The organism is Knoellia altitudinis, assembly GCF_042666355.1.
Taxonomy (GTDB): domain Bacteria; phylum Actinomycetota; class Actinomycetes; order Actinomycetales; family Dermatophilaceae; genus Knoellia; species Knoellia altitudinis.
Genome location: NZ_JBHTDK010000001.1, coordinates 2,785,486 through 2,804,021 on the forward strand (window position 1 = coordinate 2,785,486; position 18,536 = coordinate 2,804,021).

Genomic DNA, 18,536 nt, shown 5'->3' on the forward strand with positions numbered 1-18,536 from the left:
AGCTCATGACGCGGGGGCGCCTGCTCGACGCCGTCCGGATCGTGGTCGCCGTCCTGGTGCTCGCGGGCGTCGTCGTCGCGGTGTGGCGCAACTGGGGCGAGGTGTCGGCCCACTTGCGCGACGTCCCGATGACGACGCTCGTCGGCGCCTTCGTCGTCGGGCTGCTCGCGCCCATCTTCAGCCTGCTGGGCTGGCGCGTCCTGCTGGCCGACCTCGGCACCAGGCTGGCGTTGCCCGCTGGGGCGAGCGTCTTCTTCGTCGGGCAGCTCGGCAAGTACCTCCCCGGCTCGGTGTGGAGTGTCGTGGCGCAGGCCGACCTGGGCTCGCGGCTCGGGGTGCCCCGCCGACGCATGGGCATCGTCGGGTTGCTCTCGATCCTGCTCTCGGTGCTCACCGGCGCCATCGTCGGCGTGCCCGCCCTGCCGTTGCTGCTGGCGCGCTCGGGGGAGCTGCCGTCCGTGTGGTGGTTCGCGCCCGCCCTGGTGCTGCTCCTGCTCCTCTGGCCGCGGCTGCTCAACCGGGGCATCGCCCACACCCTGCGCATCCTGCGTCGCGAGCCGCTCGAGCACGAGCTGACGGCACCGGCGATCGCCCTGACGACGCTGTGGTTCGTCCTCGCCTGGCTGAGCGCCGGGCTCTCGGTGCTCGTGCTCGCGCACTCGCTGTCGCCGGACACCCCGGTGCGCGACCTCGTCGTGACGTCGATCTGCGGCTTCGCCCTCGCCTCGGCGATCGGGATGTTCTCGATCATCGTGCCGGCGGGTGTCGGCGTGCGCGACGGTGTGCTCGCGCTGCTGCTCGGGGCGCTCATGCCGCTGCCGGCGGCGTTCGCCATCGTCGTCATCTCACGCTTCTTCTCGGTCGTCGCCGACGTCGTCGTCGCCGCGGTCGGCTGGTCGTGGGCACGTTCGCACCACCTCCTAGGATCACGGTCATGAGCGGCAACGACAGGCCACGTGAGGAGCAGCTCGCCTACTCGGAGCAGATGGGCAAGATGCTCGACGAGCAGGCACGGCGCCAGAAGGCCGACAAGCTCATCGCCGTCATCGCCCACGGACTGGGGCGCTCGTCCTCGGACGAGGGGGGCGCCCTCGCAGGGCTGCGGGCGGTCGACGTCGGCTGCTCGGCGGGGTTCATCGCCGACGAGCTCGCCCTCGCGGGCGCAGCGACCACCGGCGTCGACATCGACGAGCCCGGCCTGGCCAAGGCACGGGAGCGCTTCGGCGACCGCGTCGACTTCCGTCTGGCGCGCGGCGAGGACCTGCCCTTCGACGACGGTTCGGTCGATGTCGCTGTCCTCAACCACATCTATGAGCACGTCGTCGACCCCGATGCCGTCGTCGCCGACATCCACCGGGTGCTGGCGCCGGGTGGGGTCCTCTACCTCGGCATCGGACACCGCTGGCAGGTGATCGAGCCACACCACCGGCTGCCGTTCCTGTCGTGGCTGCCGCAGCGCGCCGCCGACCGCTACCTGCGACTCGCCGGCAAGGGGGAGCATTACTACGAGAGGTACTCGACACCGGCCGGGCTGCGGCGCATGTTCTCGGCGTTCGACGTGTGGGACTACACCCTTCCGGTGCTCGCCGATCCCACCGCGTTCTCCGGCGGTGACGTCGTGCCCGAGTGGGTGGGTCGGCTGCCCGAGAAGGCCCTGGCCGCAGCCCTTCCGCTCGTTCCGACCTATGTCTGGCTCGCGTTCAAGGAGCCCGCTGTGCCCGCTGGTCCCGAGCTGCGAGTCGCGCCCCGCCACCTCGGATGAGCGAGGTTGCGCCGCTGACGCGGACGGTGAGACCTGCGAGGCCGCTGCAGCTCGGCGCCGTGGTGTCGACCTTCCGGCGCGGGGGTGGGGACCCGACGTCATGGACCGACCGGGGCCGCACCTGGGTGTTCGCGTGGCGGGTGCCCACCGGGCTGGTCACCCTGCGGCTCGTCGACCACCCGGGGCTGGGTGAGGTCGCCGCCGAGGCCTGGGGCGAGGGTGCCGAATGGGTCCTCGACCGGCTCCCGCACCTGCTCGGCGAGCACGACGACGACTCCGGCTTCGAGCCTCACCACGACGTCGTCGCGCAGGCATATCGCCGCTTCGACGGCTGGCGGGTGCCCGCATCGGGGCTCGTCGTGCAGGCACTCATCCCGACCATCATCGAACAGCGGGTGACGGGCAAGGAGGCGTTCGCGGCATACCGGACTCTGGTGCGCCGCAACGGAACTCCCGCACCAGGCGTCGGTGCGGCACTGCACCTCGTCGCTCCGCCCGACCCGAGGACCTGGGCACTGATCCCTTCGTGGGAGTGGCTCCGCGCGGGCGTCGACGGCGCCCGGTCCCGTCCCGTGGTGACGGCCGCCTCTCGTGCCGGCCGGCTCGAGGGCGTGGTGGGTATGCCGCCGATCGAGGCCCGACGTCGTCTCGAGTCGGTGCCCGGTGTGGGCCGATGGACGGCCAACGAGGTCGCGCACCGGGCTCTCGGTGACGCCGATGCCGTGAGCTTCGGGGACTACCACGTCGCCAAGAACATCGGGTGGGCCCTCACGGGGTCGCCGGTCGACGACGACGGGCTCGCGGAGCTGCTCGAGCCCTATGCCGGCCATCGCTATCGTGTGCAGCGCCTGCTCGAGCTCTCCGGTGCCATGAGGCCCCGGCGGGGCCCTCGGTTCACCCTGCCGACCCACCTGCCCGGCCGCTCCTGAGTCGACCGGTCAGAACGGTGGTCACCTTGGCGTGGTGGACTTCCCGCGTTCCGGACGCTCTGCAGGCGAGCTCGCGCTGACGGCATACCCATCTCCACCTTCTGAAGCCGGTCAGGCAAAGGACTCTTCCACCACCGGGGACAAGTCAGCGAGCTCAGCGCACGAGCGTCGACACGTCGGCAAGCATGCGGTCCAGGTCTCGCGCGCCAGGCGCGTCCTGCTCGACGAGTGCCGAGAGACGATGCCGAAGGTCCTCGAGGCCGGTCGTCGCGTCGCTGCGGCTCACGTCGCCGCCCTTGACGAGCTGTGCGAGATCGGCGACGGCCGCAGCAACTCCGAGAGTCCCCGCCGATGTCTTCGCGTCCTCGAGTTTCAGCGCCAGCGTGTCCTCGCGTTGATCGCGATCGTCGACGGAGAGCCACCGAACCCGGACCGTCCCCAGCACATCGCCTTCCTCGGCGCCGGCCGTCGGCAGCACTTCGTAGAGAGCGGTGACCCTGTGCCCAGCCCCGACCTCGCCGGCATCGACGGTCATGTCATCGAAGGCCTTGTCGGCCAGGCCGCGGTTCTCGTACCCGATGAGCCGGTATGTCGAGACGGTCCGGGGGTCGAACTCGACCTGGATCTTGGCATCCTGCGCGACTGGCGTCAGCGTGGCCCGGAGGTCCTCGACGAAGAGCCTCTTCGCCTCCGCGAAGGTGTCCACGTACTCGTAGAAGCCGTCGCCCTGATCGGCGAGCTGCTCCATCAGGTGGTCGTTGTAGTTGCCCATCCCATAGCCAACGGTGACCAGGTGGATACCGCGGCGCCCGTTGTCCCGGATCGCCGACGCGAGCCTTCCGCCCTCTGTCGCACCGACGTTGGCCACTCCGTCGGAGGCGAGCAGGACGACGTTGGTGGCGCCCTCCTGGTACGCCGCGCGAGCCCGGTCATATCCCAGCAGGAGTCCGGCCTCGAGATTCGTGCTGCCGCCGGCCCGCAGGCGATCGATCGCCCTCAGGATCTTGTCGGAGTCGCGCACAGGTGTGGGTTCGAGCAGGGGCGTCGCGTTGGTCTCGTAGGTCACGATCGCGATCGTGTCGCTCGGGCGAAGGTTCTCTGCCAGGAGTGCGAGCGAGGACTTCACCAGGCCGAGGCGTTCACGGATGTCCATCGATCCGGACGTGTCCACCACCATCGTCAGGGCCACGGGTCGCCAGTCCTTCCCTGCGACCTCACGGCCCTGGAGGCCGATCCGGACCAGTCGGGTGCCATCGCTCGCCGACGGGGCCTGCGCCTGGTCGGACCGCAGCTCCAGGTCGTCCTTCACAGGTGAGGGAAAGCCGCTGTCGAACGAGTTCACCCACTCCTCGACCCGCACCGACTCGGGCGGAGGCAGGTGCCCGTCGTGGAGCAGCGCGCGTGCCACGCGGAACGAACCGCCGTCCACGTCGACGGCAAAGGTCGACCGGGGCTTGTCGCGCGGGTCCACGAACCCACTGGTGCCGGCGTCGACGAAGGTGTTGTCCTCGAGCGGGCCGGGCACCGGCGGACCCGCCGGGGAGGGCTGTGCCAGACCCGAACTCGACCGTCCGCTGACGGCGGACGAGGAGTTCCCGCTGGCCGAGTCGTTCTGGTGGGGTGTGTAGCTCTCGTAGTACTCGTTGGCGTCCGCGGATGCGTCGCCTTCACTCGTGGCAGTGCATCCGGAGACGAGGACGACGACTGCGGCCATCAGTGCGGCGGGGAGGGAGTTCATGCGGCTTGGACCGTGTCGAGCTGCGTGAGGTTCCGTCCGTGACCGAAGCGCAACACTTCCGGGAGTGCGCGGCTGCTAGGTCGTCTGCCCTCGCACCGACACCCTCTCCATCGAGTCGAGGAGGGCCGTGAGCGGGGGAGGGCAGTCATCCTCGGCGAGTGCCGCCGCCATGGCCCCCGCGAGCAGCTCCTTGCGTCCGGAGGTAGTGCCGACGAAGCGCCGTAGTTGGTCCATGATGGGCCTGCCCTGCCAGGCCAGCTGCCGGGTGAACGCGGCGAACGTCGCGTCGAGGTCCAGGTCCGCGAGCACCGCCAGGGTCCCGTCCACGCCGAGGGCGCGCATCAGCTCGTCCTCGAGATCGCGTCGGCACACCTGGAACCCGAAGTCCGGCAACGTCGCCACCGACGGCTGGGCCGTCGGCCCGGGACCGGACGGGACCCGGACGACCGTCCTGTATGCCGTGAGCGCCCGCACGAAGTACGGCGCCTCCTGCTCGTCACACAGGCCGAGAACCCTCGGCAGCGGGTCGCTCTCGGCGGCGGCGGCGAGGTGGCGCCGGACGTTGGTCGCGCCGCCCATGTCCACGAGCCGACAGGGCTCGTCGTCCGGCTGGACACCTCGTGCAGCACGGAGGGAGCGCACGGCGGCGACGTCGCTGGTGCCCTCGAGCAGGACCCAGGTCGGCGCGGAGTCGGACGCAGGAGCCATGGCTACGAGCGTCGCTCATCCGGCGCCGCACCGCCACGCAGTTGCGTGGGATCCCCGGGTCACGCCATGGGAGAGGGAGAGACGGAGGTGCTGAGGCTGACCGTGACGGAGTGCTCAGCGGTGGGTTCGCCCGTCAGGGCGGCGTGCAGGTCCTCGGAGGCGGCCGCGATCTCCAGTCGCTGGGTGAGTCGTCCGAGGGCGTAGTCGTCGGCTGCTCCCAGGGTCACCGTGGCCATGCCCTCGGTGTCGCTCGCGGGGTCACCTCCCGTCGTGGCAACCTCGAGGTCGGCGCTCGCGTCCTCGTCGGCGAAGAGCGTCAGCGCCACGACGCGTGCCACCCGCGCGGCGAAGGCCTCGGGTGCGACCGAGCGGATCCCCACGGCCTCGGACTCGGGGGAGCCCGGGGCGACCCCCAGCGCCTGACGGAGCGCCTCCACGTGGCCGAGCGCGAACCAGTCGCCGGTGCCGGTGCGCACGAGCTGCCGTGCGCCAGAGGCGAGCTCATGCTCCGAGCCGTCCTCGAACCACGACTCGGGAAGTCCGCGGACGAGGGCGGCGGCCACGCCGTCGGCCTTGCCCTTGACGAGGTCGGCCGCGGCAGCGATCTCGTCGGCCACGGCCCGCGCGGTCACGGACATCACCCGCCCGTCCGCGTCCGTCTCACCGCGGTGGTCGAGGAGCACGCGCAGCCCGGCCGCACCGAGGGCGAAGTCCGTGAGCCCGGCCCGCCAGGGACGACCAGCCGTGTCGCTGAGGACGACGGCGAGAGGTGCGCTGGGCGGCATACCGGAGAGGGAGAGGAGGGCCGCGCGCAACGCACGCGCACACGCGTCGGGGTCGTGGGGCAGGAGAAGGAGAGAACCGGACGGGCCGGTGTTGGACCCGTCGATCCCCGCAGCCGCCATGACGGGTCCGGCAAGGGCCTCGACGACACGGGTGATGCGATCGCCGGAGGTCCGCTCCGCCACGACGCGGACGGACTCGCCCTGCACGAGCACGGACTTGTCGGACCCGACGCCGGTGAGCCCCAACGCCTTCGAGACGACCTTGCTCGACACGACGACGACGTCGCCGGGAGCGAGCGAGGTCTCACCGAGGGCGGCGAGCACCAGACCGGCGACGTCGTCACCCTCGTGCACCTCGGGCATGCCGAGGACAGGGACGATCGTGAGCGGCCGGGTCATCGGGTCACGTGCGGACTCGCTCAGCGAGCGCGAGGAGGCTCTCGGCGATGCGCGCGGTGGCCGGCACGTCGGTCATGAGCAGGGGGCCGTCGTGGACCGCCGTCTGGACGCCGCGCACCCTCACCGACGCGTCCGCCGGGTCGACGAGCCAGCCGTCGAGGAAGTCGGCATACAGCCCGGCCACGGCGGCGGACGTCGACTCCACGCCGATCGCCGACAGGCAGGCGTCGGCGTGCCCCCGCACCGGTCGCCCGGAGATGAGCGGCGACACACCCACGACCGGGGCCGTCGAGCCTCGCAGTGCGTCGCGCACACCGGGCACGCCGAGGATGATGCCGATCGACACGACCGGGTTCGACGGTGGCAGCACGATGACGTCGGCGTCACGCAGAGCGTCGAGGACGCCGGGAGCGGCCGCCGCCCGGTCCAGGCCGGCGACGACGAAGCGCGACGCGGGCACCTCGGCCCGCAGGCGCACCCACCACTCCTGGAAGTGCACGGCTCGCTGCGTCTCGCCCTCGTCGAGCACGACGTGGGTCTCGACGGGCGTGTCCGTCATCGGCAGCAGCCGGATGCGCTGCTCGGGCAGTCCCCACCGCTGCGCCAGCCGCGCCGTCACGGCCGACGCCGTCTGCCCCTGGGCCAGCCACTGCGAGCGCACGATGTGGGTTCCGAGATCAAGATCACCCAGCGTGAACCACTGCGGCACCGCACCGTAGGCCGCCAGCTCACCCTGCACCCGGGTCGACTCGTCGGCCCGACCCCAGCCCTGACCCTCGTCGACCCCGCCGCCGAGGGTGTAGAGCAACGTGTCGATGTCCGGGCACACCCTGAGCCCGAAGAGGCTGATGTCGTCGCCGGTGTTGGCGATGACGGTGAGCTCGGATTCCGGTGCCACGAGGTCGAGCTGGGCTCGCAGGCCCCTGAGGAACCGGGCTCCGCCGACGCCGCCCGCGAGGGCTGTGATTCGCATGGGGGACATTCTGGCTCACCCCGCGAGTCACGCCGACACGCCGGTCTTCCCAAAGAAAGTTGCCCCGATAGCAGATCTCCGCTTGACGGATGGGGATGACACGCGTGTAATTTCATCATTGTGTTCCAGCACAAGCGTTCCCTCAGCTCGAGGGAAGGGGTCGGAACACGCAGTTGGGTCGCGGAAGGGTCGAGGAGGCAGCGATGCACGAGTTGATGTTGATCGACGCCATGGTCGAAGAGGAGACACAGCTCTCCTGGCAGGAGCGCAGTCTGTGCGCACAGACGGACCCGGAGGCGTTCTTCCCGGAGAAGGGCGGATCCACTCGCGAGGCCAAGAAGGTCTGCGTCGGGTGTGACGTCCGGTCCGAGTGCCTCGAGTACGCACTGGCCAACGACGAGCGCTTCGGCATCTGGGGCGGGCTGTCCGAGCGTGAGCGTCGCAAGCTGAAGAAGCGCGCAGTCTGACCGGGCGCGCGCCCACCCGATGACCCTGACGACTGCCGCCGTGCTGCCCCCTGCCTCCACCCCGGCCACCGGGGCGGTGGTCCACGCGGTCGTCCTCACCTCGGGCGGCGTCGCCGGCCTGCGGGCCCTCCTCGACGCTGTCGCCGCGTCCTCGACCCGCCCGGACCGGGTCGTCGTCCTCGACACGACCACCTCAGGTTCGGCCACGGACGTCGCCGACGTGGTCGCCGCGGCGCAGTCGCACTCGTTCGCCATCTCGCACGTTCGTCTCGATCCGGGTATGCCGGATCGCGCGGCGGTCACGCACTGGGTCCCGTCCGCCGACCTCGACGACGACGACCTCGTCTGGCTGCTCCCGGTCGGCTCCATCCCGGAGCCGAGGACCCTGGCGCGGCTGCTGGCCGCCCACCGACGGAGCCCGTCCGTGGGGCTCGTCGGCCCGAAGCACGTCGCCGCCGCCGACCCCCACACCCTGCGCTCCGTCGGGATCAACACCACCCGCAGCGGCCGGGTCGTCGAGGACCCGCCCCTGGGTGAGCCGGACCAGGGGCAGTACGACCTGCGCCGCGACGTCCTCGCCATCCCGCTCGCCGGCATGCTTGCCACGGCCGCGCTGCTCCGCGAGCTCGGTGGGTGGGAGTCCTCGTTCGGTGACCTCGGGGGAGACCTCGACCTGGGCTGGCGGGCGCAGCTCGCCGGACGTCGCGTGGTCGTCGCCCCCGACGCCCGGATGCGGTCCGTGGCGTCGGTGGGGTTGGCGACCGCCACCACGGGCGCGCGGCGCCGGGCTGCTCGGCGGGTGGCCCTGGCGCGGTCCTCGTGGTGGGCCGCACCCTTCGTCGCGCTGTGGATCCTGGTCAGCGCCCTCGCCGCCGCCATCGGCCTGCTCCTGCTCAAACGTCCCAGGGCCGCTGCCGAGGCCTTCGGCGATCTCGGTGGCCTCGACCCGGTCCGTGGCCTCCTCGGCCGCCTGCGAACCCGTGGCCGTCGGCAGGTCCGTCCCGGCGACATCGCCACGCTCTTCGTCCCCGGCTCCGACGTCGTGCGGTCCGCTCTCGATCGAGCCCACGAGGCGCTCGTCGCCCCACCGCGCCTGCCCGGTGAGGACACCACCGAGGCGCAGGAGCGGTCACTGGTCTCCCAAGGGATCCTGCATCCCGGGGTCCTCACGGTTCTCGCCACCATCGCAGTCGTCGCAGCCGCGGGGCGCGAGATCGGTGGGGGGCTGCTCAACCGCTTCGGGTCCGGTGTCACGGGCGGCGAGCTGATCACGACCAGGGCCACGTCGAGCAGCCTGTGGCACGCCGCCTTCGACGGTTGGCACGGCACGGGGCTCGGCGGCGACGGCCCCGCCAGCCCGTCCCTGGCCCTGCTGGCGATCCCCACGTGGATCGTCGAGCACCTGCCCGGCAGTGGCGACCTCGCCTCCCCGGCAGGCGCCGTCGTCGGCGGCCTCCTCGTCCTCGCCCTTCCCCTGGCTGCCCTCTCGGCCTATGCGTCGGCGCGGGTGCTCACCACGTCGAGGGTCGTGCGCGCCGCCGCCGGCCTGGCCTGGGCCACGACCGGAGCCGCCGGCGCGGCCGTCGCCCAGGGCCGGCTCGGTGCGCTCGTCGCCCTCGTCCTGCTCCCAGCGGTCCTCGCCGGTGTCGTCCTGCTGGCCCGTCCCGCCGCGACGGCCACTGGGGCCTTCGCCACGACTCTGGGAGCGGCCGTGCTGGGCGCGTTCGCCCCACCGCTGCTCCTCCTCGTCGTGATCGTGTGCCTGGGGGTCGCCGTCGCCGGCACGTCGGTCTCACGCCGCCTCGCTCTCGTGCCGGCCGTGGTCGCGCCCCTCCTGCTCGGGCCCTGGCTGGCTGATGTGGCCGTCGACTGGGCGCTCGCCGCGACCGGGCCCGGCCTCAGCCAGTGGGGGGCCTCCGGCTCGGGCGCCCTCCACCTCGCCCTCCTGCATCCCGGCGGGGCGGGCAGCCTGCCGGTGTGGGTCGGCGGCCTCGTCATCGCTGCGGGCCTCGTCGGGCTGCTGACCCCGAGGCCGATCCGGTCGACGGCCACGGCGGCCGCCCTCGTCGGGCTGGCCTCGCTCGCTGCGGTGCTCGCGTCACCGCACCTCGACCTCACGAGGCAGTCCACGGTGGACACCGGTGCGGTCGGCGTCGTCACCCCGTGGGCCGGCACGTTCATGCTGCCGCTGACCCTGGCGCTCCTCGCGTCGGCGGTGCTCGGCGTCGACGTGCTCCGTCGCCGAGGCCGTGGCGTCGCCGTCGGGGCCCTCGGGCTTCTCGCCCTGACGGGCGCCGGCGCCCTCGGCTGGTTCGGCTTCGGCGACACCCTGCGCACGTGGTCCGACCCCCGGCCGGCGGTGGCCGTCGAACAGGCCGCCGGCGAGCTGGCCAACCGCACGGTCTTCGTCACCCCGGGACCCAGCGGTGCGGCATACCGGATCGTCGGTCGTGAGACCGGCTCGCTGGCCCGATCCCTCCCGCAGAGCGTGGCCGGTGACGCCGTCATCGCCAGCGACGTCAGTCGCCTCCTCGACGGCACCCGCGCCGACGCGGGCCCGCGCCTGGCGGAGCAGGCCGTCGGCTTCCTGGCCGTCGCCCAGGGTGCTGGAGACGACGTCTCGCGGCGGCTCGACTCGGCCCAAGGGCTCTCCCGCCTCGCCAGCCGTGACGGCTTCGACGTGTGGCGGATCGCTGCTCTCGGCAACGCCACCAACCGAGCCGTCGCGCCGACCCGACTGTCGATCGTCACCGGCGGTGACCCCACGCCGGTGGCGACGACGGGCGAGCACGGCGCCACTGAGACGACAGTCACCGCTCGACAGGGCGACCTGCTCACCGTCGCCGAACCCGCGCAGTGGGCCCGCCACGCGACCGTCGAGATCGGCGGCCGACAGCTGGTCGCCACCCCGGGCGCTGACCGGCCGACCTACGCCTTGCCCACGGGCACTCACGAGCTCACCATCGACGTGAGGGCCGAACACGGGTGGTGGCGACTGCTGCAGGGCCTCGCGGTCCTCGTCGTCGGCTTCCTCGCCATCCCCTTCGGCACCCGGGCCTCGAGGAGGCGACGATGAGGCGCTCACGCTGGGTCGGACCCGCGCGGCTCGCCCTCACCGCGGTGGCCGCAGGCAGTCTCGTGACGCTGGCGGTCGTGACGCCACCCTCCCGCGCCGTCCCGTCCGCCGACCGCCAGGGCACGGCATCCACGCTCGAGCTGGTGGCCTCGGCGGCGCTGTCGTGCCCCGGTCCCGAGCTCAGCGGGATCTCCGGCGTCGAGGACATCGAGGTGCCGGCCAGGGTGGCCGCCGGGACCGCACCGGACTCCGTCCTCGCGCCGTTGACGGTCTCCGGTCAGGGCACGCTGACGTTCCGGAGTGGTCAGGACGTCAGCGCGCCGATCACCGAACGTGGTGTGACAAGCAGCAGTGAGAGTCGTCAGGCCGCCCCCAGCGACGTGCTCGCCACGGGTGCGATGGCGCCCGGGCTGGCAGCCACCCAGGAATGGGTCGTCGGCCGCGACGAGATCAACGGGCTGGCCACGGTGCCGTGTGCCGGGCCGGGGTCCGACCTCTGGCTCGTCGCCGGCGGGGGAGCGGCCGGGCGCCAGGAGCGGCTGGTCCTCAGCAACCCCGGCGCCAACGAGGTCACGGTGGACCTGCAGGTGCTCGGTCGCAAGGGTCTCGTCCCGTCGCCCACGGGCACCACGGTCGTGCCGGCACGCGGTCGCGTCACCCTGCTCGTCGACGCCATCAGTGGCGCCGAGGAGTCACCGGCCCTGCGCGTGCGCGCCAACGGGGGCACGGTGCGGGCCGTCATGAGCGACATCTGGCTCGACGGGTCGGTGCCGGTGGGCGCTGAGACCACCGTGCCGACGGCCGCCCCGTCGAAGCGGCTGGTGATCCCGGCCGCCATCCTGCGCTCCGGCGGCTCCATCCGCATCGCCGTCCCTGACCGCCAGCAGGCCGTCGTAAGCGCCCGCGTCATCGGTGCGGACGGGCCCGTGCCCGTGCCGGGCGGTGGAGTGATCCGCGTGCCCGGGCGGAGCACCGGAGAGCTCGCGCTCACCGGGCTGGCCCAGGGCACCTACACGATCGAGGTCACGGCGGATGTGCCCATCGTCGCGTCGTTGTTCGCCTCCTGGCGGGTGGGGACATCCGCGGGAGACTTCATCTGGGCTCCCTCGACGACCCCCGCCGCGGGCCTGCTCGGCGCCGTCTATCCCTCACGCCCGGAGCGACTCACCCGCATCGTCAACATCGCGGCCAGCGGTGGCCCGGCGGCGGTGTCCGTGACGTCCCGCGTGGGCGGTGTGTGGTCGACCACGACCCACGACCTCACCCAGGACACGTCGAAGCTCGTCATCCTCAGGGATCCCGAGGCGGTCTGGGTCCGTCGGGTGTCGGGCACCGGCGAGGTGCGGGCCGGTGTCGGCTCGTTGACCGGCACCAATGCTGCGCGCCTGGTGTCGGTGGCTCCGCTCGTCGAGAGCCCCGTCACGTCGACAGTGGGCCGCGCACATCCGGTGTCCTGAGGGCCTGGTCGGCCCGAAGCCTCAGAGCTCGATCTCGGACGGCGGGACGTTGAGCAGCGCCGCAACCTGCTCGGCGACGACCTCGCGCACGATGGCGGCCACCTCGCCGACGTCGCGGGCGCGGGTCTCGACCGGGCGCCGATAGACCACGATCCGGTGCCCCGCCGTTCCGCCGACCGGCAGGAGCCGCCCGACCGCAGCAGCCTGCTCCTCCCACGGCGCGGGGTCGACCGGCGGCACCTCCTCGACGGCGAACTCGACATCAGCGTGGCGCGTCCCGAGATAGGCCCGGGCCCGCTCCGCGACGTCGATGACGACGTCGTCGAAGGTCTCTCGCCGGGTGCGCATCGCAGGCACCGCGGGCCAGGCCAGAGGACCGCGCACGCCTCGGCCTCGTCGGTCGCGGCGGGGGGCGCGAGCCGGGGTGCGGGGGTCGTTGGGGGCCACATGGGGAGACTACGGCGCGCCACCTCACGGCGCTCGGAGCGGTGACCTAGAGTCCATGGCGTGAACGCGTCGAGGAAGTGCACCAAGACCGCGTGCTCCCGGCACGCAGTGGCCACCCTGACCTACGCGTATGCCGACCGGGCCGTCGTCCTGGGGCCGCTGGCCACCTATGCCGAGCCCCACAGCTACGACCTGTGCGCCGATCACGCCACCCGACTCACCGTCCCCCAGGGCTGGGAGGTCGTGCGCCTCGACACCGACGGCTACACCCCGGCACCCGAGATCGACGACCTCGTCGCCGTGGTCGAGGCCGTCCGCGAGCACGCGGCGCCGCAGCCCACCGTGGCGCGAGCCGTGGTCAGCGCGATGCCTGCACCCGTCGCCGGTGAGCACCGCCGCGGCCACCTCCGCATGCTCCCCGGCAGCGGCGAGGACTGACGCACACCATTTCGCGTGTCGCTCGGCCCTGCTCAGCTGACGTAGGCCGCCAGGTGCTTGCCGGTGAGGGTGGCCGCCTTCGGCTTCGCGCTCGCCTGGGCCACGAGCTCGCTCGGCGTGCCTTCGAAGACGACCTTGCCGCCGTCGTGGCCGGCGCCCGGGCCGAGGTCGATGATCCAGTCGGCGTGGGCCATCACGGCCTGATGGTGCTCGATGACGATGACGGACCGGCCGGAGTCGACGAGCCGGTCGAGCAGTCCGAGGAGGTTCTCGACGTCGGCGAGGTGGAGCCCCGTGGTCGGCTCGTCGAGGACGTAGACCTCGCCCTTCTCGGCCATCTGGCTGGCGAGCTTGATGCGTTGGCGCTCGCCGCCGGACAGGGTCGTGAGCGGCTGGCCCAGGGTGAGGTAGCCCAGGCCCACGTCGACGAGGCGGTCGAGGATCTTGTGCGCCGCTGGGATGCTGGCCTCGTCCGAGCTGAAGAAGAGCTCGGCCTCCTCCATCGACATCGTCAGCACCTCGGAGATGTTCTTGCCACCGAGCCTGTACTCCAGGACCGAGGCCTGGAACCGACGGCCCTCGCACTCCTCGCACGGCGACTCGACGGTGGCCATGACCCCCAGCTCGGTGAAGATGACGCCGGCCCCGTTGCACGTCGGGCAGGCACCCTCGGAGTTGGAGCTGAAGAGGGCCGGCTTGACCCCGTTGGCCTTCGCGAACGCCTTGCGGATCGGCTCGAGCAGCCCCGTGTAGGTCGCGGGGTTGCTGCGACGCGAGCCCTTGATGGCGGCCTGGTCGATGACGACGACACCGTCGCGTCCGTCGACCGACCCGTGGATGAGAGAGCTCTTGCCGGATCCGGCGACCCCGGTGACGGCCACCAGCACCCCGAGCGGGATGTCGACGTCCACGTCCTTGAGGTTGTGGGTCGAGGCGCCGCGGATCTCGAGGCTGCCCTTCGGCGTGCGCACCTCGTCCTTGAGGGAGGCGCGGTCGTCGAGGTGGCGACCCGTGATGGTGTCGCTCTTGCGGAGGTCCGCGATGGAACCCTCGAAGACGATCTCGCCGCCGCCGGTCCCTGCCTTGGGGCCGAGGTCGACGACGTGGTCGGCGATGGCGATCGTCTCGGGCTTGTGCTCGACGACAAGGACCGTGTTGCCCTTGTCGCGCAGGCGGATCAGCAGCCCGTTCATCTGCGCGATGTCGTGCGGGTGCAGCCCGATGGTCGGCTCGTCGAAGACGTAGGTGACGTCGGTGAGCGACGAACCGAGGTGGCGGATCATCTTGGTCCGCTGGGCCTCACCACCGGACAGCGTCCCTGCGGGCCGGTCGAGCGAGAGGTAGCCCAGACCGATCTCGGTGAACGAGTCGAGCAGATGCTGCAGTCCCGCGAGCAGCGGCGCGACAGAAGGCTCCTTGAGCTCACGCACCCAGTCAGCCAGGTCGCTGATCTGCATGACGGCCAGGTCCGCGATCGACTTGCCACCGATCTTGGACTTCAGCACCTCGGCCGTCAGACGCGTCCCGGCGCACTCGGGGCACTGCTGGAACGTCACGGCCCGCTCGACGAAACGCCGCACGTGCGGCTGCATCGCCTCGGGGTCCTTCGACAGCATCGACTTCTGGATCTTGGGGATGATCCCCTCGAACGTCAGGTTGATGCCCTCGACCTTGATCTTGGTGGGCGGCGCGTAGAGCATCGTCTCGAGCTGCTTCTTGGAGAACGCCGAGATGGGCTTGTCCATCGGCAGGCCCATCCCCTCGAACAGTCGGCCGTACCAGCCATCCATCGAGTAGCCCGGCACCGTCAGCGCACCCTCGGCGAGGGTCTTCGTCTCGTCGTAGAGGGCGGTCTTGTCGATGTCGCTGACGTTGCCCATGCCCTCGCAGCGCGGGCACATGCCACCCAGGTAGACGGCGTCCTTGACGACGGCCCTCTCGGTGCGACCCTCCTTGTCGGTCGACATGACCCCGCTGGCCTTCCGCGTGGGCACGTTGAAGCTGTATGCCGTCGGCGGACCGACGTACGGCTTGCCGAGGCGGCTGAAAAGGATGCGGAGCATCGCGTTGGCATCGGTGGCGGTGCCCACCGTCGAGCGCGGGTTGGCTCCCATGCGCTCCTGGTCGACGATGATCGCCGTCGTGAGGCCCTCGAGGTGGTCGACCTCGGGCCGGGCGAGTGAGGGCATGAAGCCCTGGACGAACGCGCTGTAGGTCTCGTTGATCATGCGCTGCGACTCGGCGGCGATGGTGCCGAAGACGAGCGAGCTCTTGCCCGACCCCGACACCCCCGTGAAGACGGTCAGTCGGCGCTTGGGGATCTCGAGGCTGACGTCCTTGAGGTTGTTCTCGCGGGCGCCCTGGACGCGGATGAGGTCGTGGTTGTCGGCAACGTGGGGTTCGGCGGTCACGAGCCCAAACCTAGTGCGCTAGTAAGGTCACTGCGTGCCTCCCCGAAACCTTGCAGACTTCGTCAAGGCCTACGACGTCCGCGGCCTCGTGCCGGAGCAGCTCGACGTCGATGTGGCGTGGGCTCTCGGCGCCGCGTTCGCCGAGGTGGTCATCCTCCGTGAAGGTCGCGGGGCCGGACCATCTGGCTGCGTCATCGGCCACGACATGCGAGCCACGTCACCCGAGCTCTCCCGCGCGTTCGGCGCCGGTGTGACGAGCCGTGGGGTCGACGTCACGCACATCGGGCTGGCCAGCACCGACGGTCTCTACTTCGCCAGCGGTCACCTGGGCCTCGCCGGTGCGATGTTCACCGCGAGCCACAACCCCGCGGCATACAACGGCATCAAGCTGTGCCGCCCGGGTGCCCGCCCGGTCGGCCAGGACTCCGGCCTCACCGACGTGCGCGACCTCGCCCAGGAGCTCCTCGACGGCACGGTCGAGCAGCGTGACGCGCGCGTCGGGAGCACGGGGGAGCGGGACGTCCTCGCCGACTACGCAGGCTTCCTGCGCGGGCTCGTCGACCTCTCCGCCATCCGGCCGCTGCGGGTCGTCGTCGACGCGGGCAACGGGATGGGGGGCTACACCGTGCCTGCCGTCCTCGAGACGGCCGCCGGCCTGCCACCCCTGCCGCTGGAGGTGGTCCCGCTCTACTTCGAGCTCGACGGCACCTTTCCCAACCACGAGGCGAACCCGCTCGAGCCCAAGAACCTGCTCGACCTCCAGGCAGCGGTCCTGACTCACGCCGCCGACCTCGGGCTGGCCTTCGACGGTGACGCCGACCGTTGCTTCGTCGTCGACGAGCGAGGCGAGGCCGTCAGCCCGAGCGCCATCACCGCGCTCATCGCCACCCGCGAGGTCGCTCGTGAGGTCGCCGCCGGCACCCCGGTGGACGAGGTGTCCATCGTCCACAACGTCATCACGTCCGCGCAGGTCCCCGAGATCATCGCCGAGCTCGGCGCCAGGGCCGTCCGGACGCGGGTCGGGCACTCGTTCATCAAGGACGAGATGGCCCGGGCCGACGCGGTCTTCGGCGGCGAGCACAGCGCGCACTACTACTTCCGCGACTTCTGGTTCGCCGACACCGGCATGCTCGCGGCGATGCACGTCCTCGCTGCCCTCGGTGAGCAGAGCGGGTCGCTCAGCGACCTGATGGGCGACTACACGGCATACGCGGCAAGTGGCGAGATCAACTCGACGGTCGAGGACCAGGCCGCGAGGACCGCCGAGGTCCGTCACTGGGCTGCCGGCCGGGGCGTCGAGGTCGACGAGCTTGACGGCCTCACCCTGACGCACGCCGGCGACGGCGCGGACGACCCGATGTGGTGGCTCAACCTGCGCGCGTCCAACACCGAGCCCCTGCTCCGGCTCAATGTCGAGGCAGCCGATGCGGACACGATGGCCGCGATACGCGACGATGTCCTGAGCCTCGTCCGAGGCACTGCGAGAGGAGTCAGCTGATGTCGACGATGGAGCCCTGGCTGCGCGAGATCCTGCGCTGCCCGAAGTGCCGAGCCGAGCTGCGTGACGAGACGGGCGAGTCCGGCCCCGAGCTGGCCTGCACCTCCGACACGTGCGGCCTCATCTACCGGATCGACGACGGCGTCCCGGTGCTGCTCGTCGACGAGGCGCGCACGCCGGCCTGACCGGCTGCGCAGCACGACCGTGCCACACCTGGACGAGGCGTTCCTCGACTCGGCCGAGTCCCTCGAGGCTCTCGACAGCCGGGGCTCGCTCCGTGCGCTTGCGACCTCGGGCGCCCAGGTGCGGCGCGCGATCGTCGCGGCGCGAGAGGCTGGCATCGACCGGGTCGCCGGTGGCGACCGCCCGCGCTCGGTCCTCGTGGCCTCGCTCGGCGGCTCCTCCGTCGTCTGTGACGTCCTCGACGTCCTCGCCGAGCCCGGTTCGCCCGTCCCCGTGACCACGCGCCGTGAGGCGCCGCTGCCGGGCTGGATCGGCCCGCTCGACCTCGTCATCGCCGTCTCCCTCTCCGGTCGTGCGCAGGGCCCACTGGCGCTCGCGGCCGAGGCCGCCCGCCGGGGGGCTTCGCTGCTCACGGTCGGAGCGTCCGACTCGCCGCTCGCCGACGTCTGCGCTCGAGGCCGCGGGATCCATGTCGATGTCGCCTCTCCGGCGCCCACGTCGCGATCGGCCCTGTGGTCGATGCTCACGCCGGTGCTGCTCGCTGCCGACGGGCTCGGGCTGGTCGACTGCTCCGAGGCGGAGCTGGAGCGTGTGGCCGACCTGCTCGACGAGCGCGCCGAGGAGTGTCGTCCGTCCTCGGAGTCCTTCGTCAACCCCGCCAAGGTCCTCGCCCTCGGACTCGCCGAGACGGTCCCTGTCGTGCTGGGCGATGGTGCCCTCACCGGCGTCGCAGCCGGCCGCGCCGCCGCGATGTTCGCGCGCACGGCTCGCATCCCCACGACCCACGGCTCCCTCCCCGATGCAGCGTCCCAGGTGGTCGCCTGCTTCGACGGGCCGTTCAGCGGCGCCGGGGGAGCGGCGCCCGACGGCGGAAGCGATCTCTTCGCCGACCCGTTCCTGGACGGTCCGCCGGCACCCCAGCTCGGGTTGCTCGTGCTGCGTGACCATCCGGTGGCGCCGGGCGCGCCCGACCACCTCGACGCCCTCGAGGCGGGCCGACTCGCCGATGCCGTCGTCGGGTCGGCGCGAGACGCAGGAGTGCGGGTCTGGGAGGTCGAGGCCCTCGGCGGTCACCCGATCGAGCGGCTGGCCTCCCTCATCGCGATGACCGACTACGTGGCGACCTACCTCGCCCTCGGGCTCGGACTCGATCCCGCGGTCTCGCGCCACGTCACCGAGCTGCGCGACCGCACGAGCTAGCCGCAGGACCGGCTTCGCTCGATCCACTCCTTCCTGAACGTGTTCAGGTTGGTTGGGCTAGTGTG

At 71.8% G+C, this 18,536-nt stretch carries 16 protein-coding genes; 10 read left to right on the forward strand and 6 right to left on the reverse strand.

What is annotated here, in order from left to right; translation table 11 throughout:
- The first annotated feature begins 5 nt into the window (after window positions 1-5).
- Genes ACFQW8_RS13125 through ACFQW8_RS13135 form a run of 3 tightly spaced genes read left to right on the forward strand, consistent with a single transcriptional unit; the run spans window position 6 to window position 2,691 of the window.
- Window positions 6-938, forward strand: a complete 933-nt coding sequence (locus tag ACFQW8_RS13125) for a lysylphosphatidylglycerol synthase domain-containing protein (protein ID WP_380088021.1) — start codon at window positions 6-8, stop codon at window positions 936-938.
- Window positions 935-1,762, forward strand: a complete 828-nt coding sequence (locus tag ACFQW8_RS13130; protein WP_380088023.1) for a class I SAM-dependent methyltransferase — start codon at window positions 935-937, stop codon at window positions 1,760-1,762. The genes ACFQW8_RS13125 and ACFQW8_RS13130 overlap by 4 nt, the downstream gene beginning before the upstream one ends.
- Complete coding sequence (locus ACFQW8_RS13135; protein ID WP_380088024.1) at window positions 1,759-2,691, forward strand: DNA-3-methyladenine glycosylase family protein; 933 nt, start codon at window positions 1,759-1,761, stop codon at window positions 2,689-2,691. Before ACFQW8_RS13130 ends, ACFQW8_RS13135 begins: the two co-directional genes overlap by 4 nt.
- Window positions 2,692-2,845: 154 nt before the next feature.
- Here ACFQW8_RS13135 and ACFQW8_RS13140 read toward each other — a convergent pair whose 3' ends face one another.
- From ACFQW8_RS13140 to cofD, 4 genes are all read right to left on the reverse strand, one after another.
- Window positions 2,846-4,429 (reverse strand): vWA domain-containing protein, encoded by a 1,584-nt coding sequence (locus tag ACFQW8_RS13140; RefSeq protein ID WP_380088026.1) that lies wholly within the window; start codon window positions 4,427-4,429, stop codon window positions 2,846-2,848.
- A gap of 75 nt (window positions 4,430-4,504) precedes the next feature.
- A complete protein-coding gene (locus ACFQW8_RS13145) occupies window positions 4,505-5,137 on the reverse strand; it encodes a hypothetical protein (RefSeq protein WP_380088027.1) in 633 nt (210 codons plus the stop codon).
- 59 nt (window positions 5,138-5,196) lie between these two features.
- Window positions 5,197-6,321, reverse strand: coding sequence for a coenzyme F420-0:L-glutamate ligase (locus ACFQW8_RS13150; protein ID WP_380088029.1), 1,125 nt, complete (start codon window positions 6,319-6,321; stop codon window positions 5,197-5,199).
- Between the two features lie 4 nt (window positions 6,322-6,325).
- Entirely contained in the window at window positions 6,326-7,294 is a 969-nt protein-coding gene (cofD, locus tag ACFQW8_RS13155; RefSeq protein WP_380088032.1) for a 2-phospho-L-lactate transferase, read from the reverse strand.
- 203 nt (window positions 7,295-7,497) lie between these two features.
- On the opposite strand from cofD, the gene ACFQW8_RS13160 reads away from it, so the two are divergent.
- The 3 genes from ACFQW8_RS13160 to ACFQW8_RS13170 are packed head-to-tail and all read left to right on the forward strand — an operon-like array spanning window position 7,498 to window position 12,294.
- On the forward strand, window positions 7,498-7,761 hold the full coding sequence (locus ACFQW8_RS13160; RefSeq protein ID WP_380088034.1) for a WhiB family transcriptional regulator: 264 nt from the start codon (window positions 7,498-7,500) through the stop codon (window positions 7,759-7,761).
- A gap of 40 nt (window positions 7,762-7,801) precedes the next feature.
- On the forward strand, window positions 7,802-10,837 hold the full coding sequence (locus tag ACFQW8_RS13165) for a glycosyltransferase (RefSeq protein WP_380088036.1): 3,036 nt from the start codon (window positions 7,802-7,804) through the stop codon (window positions 10,835-10,837).
- Window positions 10,834-12,294 carry a DUF5719 family protein gene (locus tag ACFQW8_RS13170; protein ID WP_380088038.1) on the forward strand — a complete coding sequence of 487 codons (1,461 nt, stop codon included), beginning with the start codon at window positions 10,834-10,836 and terminating at the stop codon, window positions 12,292-12,294. Before ACFQW8_RS13165 ends, ACFQW8_RS13170 begins: the two co-directional genes overlap by 4 nt.
- Before the next feature lie 21 nt (window positions 12,295-12,315).
- On the opposite strand, the gene ACFQW8_RS13175 is transcribed toward ACFQW8_RS13170, so the two are convergent.
- Complete coding sequence (locus tag ACFQW8_RS13175) at window positions 12,316-12,678, reverse strand: metallopeptidase family protein (RefSeq protein ID WP_380088039.1); 363 nt, start codon at window positions 12,676-12,678, stop codon at window positions 12,316-12,318.
- A gap of 123 nt (window positions 12,679-12,801) precedes the next feature.
- On the opposite strand from ACFQW8_RS13175, the gene ACFQW8_RS13180 reads away from it, so the two are divergent.
- Entirely contained in the window at window positions 12,802-13,179 is a 378-nt protein-coding gene (locus ACFQW8_RS13180; protein WP_380088041.1) for a DUF3499 domain-containing protein, read from the forward strand.
- A gap of 32 nt (window positions 13,180-13,211) precedes the next feature.
- On the opposite strand, the gene ACFQW8_RS13185 is transcribed toward ACFQW8_RS13180, so the two are convergent.
- Window positions 13,212-15,590, reverse strand: a complete 2,379-nt coding sequence (locus ACFQW8_RS13185) for an ATP-binding cassette domain-containing protein (protein WP_380088043.1) — start codon at window positions 15,588-15,590, stop codon at window positions 13,212-13,214.
- Window positions 15,591-15,624: 34 nt separating this feature from the next.
- On the opposite strand from ACFQW8_RS13185, the gene ACFQW8_RS13190 reads away from it, so the two are divergent.
- The 3 genes from ACFQW8_RS13190 to ACFQW8_RS13200 are packed head-to-tail and all read left to right on the forward strand — an operon-like array spanning window position 15,625 to window position 18,471.
- The gene (locus ACFQW8_RS13190; protein ID WP_380088045.1) at window positions 15,625-17,088 is read left to right on the forward strand and encodes a phosphomannomutase/phosphoglucomutase; all 1,464 of its coding nucleotides are present in this window, start codon (window positions 15,625-15,627) and stop codon (window positions 17,086-17,088) included.
- Window positions 17,088-17,273 (forward strand): Trm112 family protein, encoded by a 186-nt coding sequence (locus tag ACFQW8_RS13195; RefSeq protein WP_380088047.1) that lies wholly within the window; start codon window positions 17,088-17,090, stop codon window positions 17,271-17,273. The genes ACFQW8_RS13190 and ACFQW8_RS13195 overlap by 1 nt, the downstream gene beginning before the upstream one ends.
- A gap of 19 nt (window positions 17,274-17,292) precedes the next feature.
- The gene (locus ACFQW8_RS13200; RefSeq protein ID WP_380088049.1) at window positions 17,293-18,471 is read left to right on the forward strand and encodes an SIS domain-containing protein; all 1,179 of its coding nucleotides are present in this window, start codon (window positions 17,293-17,295) and stop codon (window positions 18,469-18,471) included.
- Window positions 18,472-18,536: the final 65 nt, after the last annotated feature.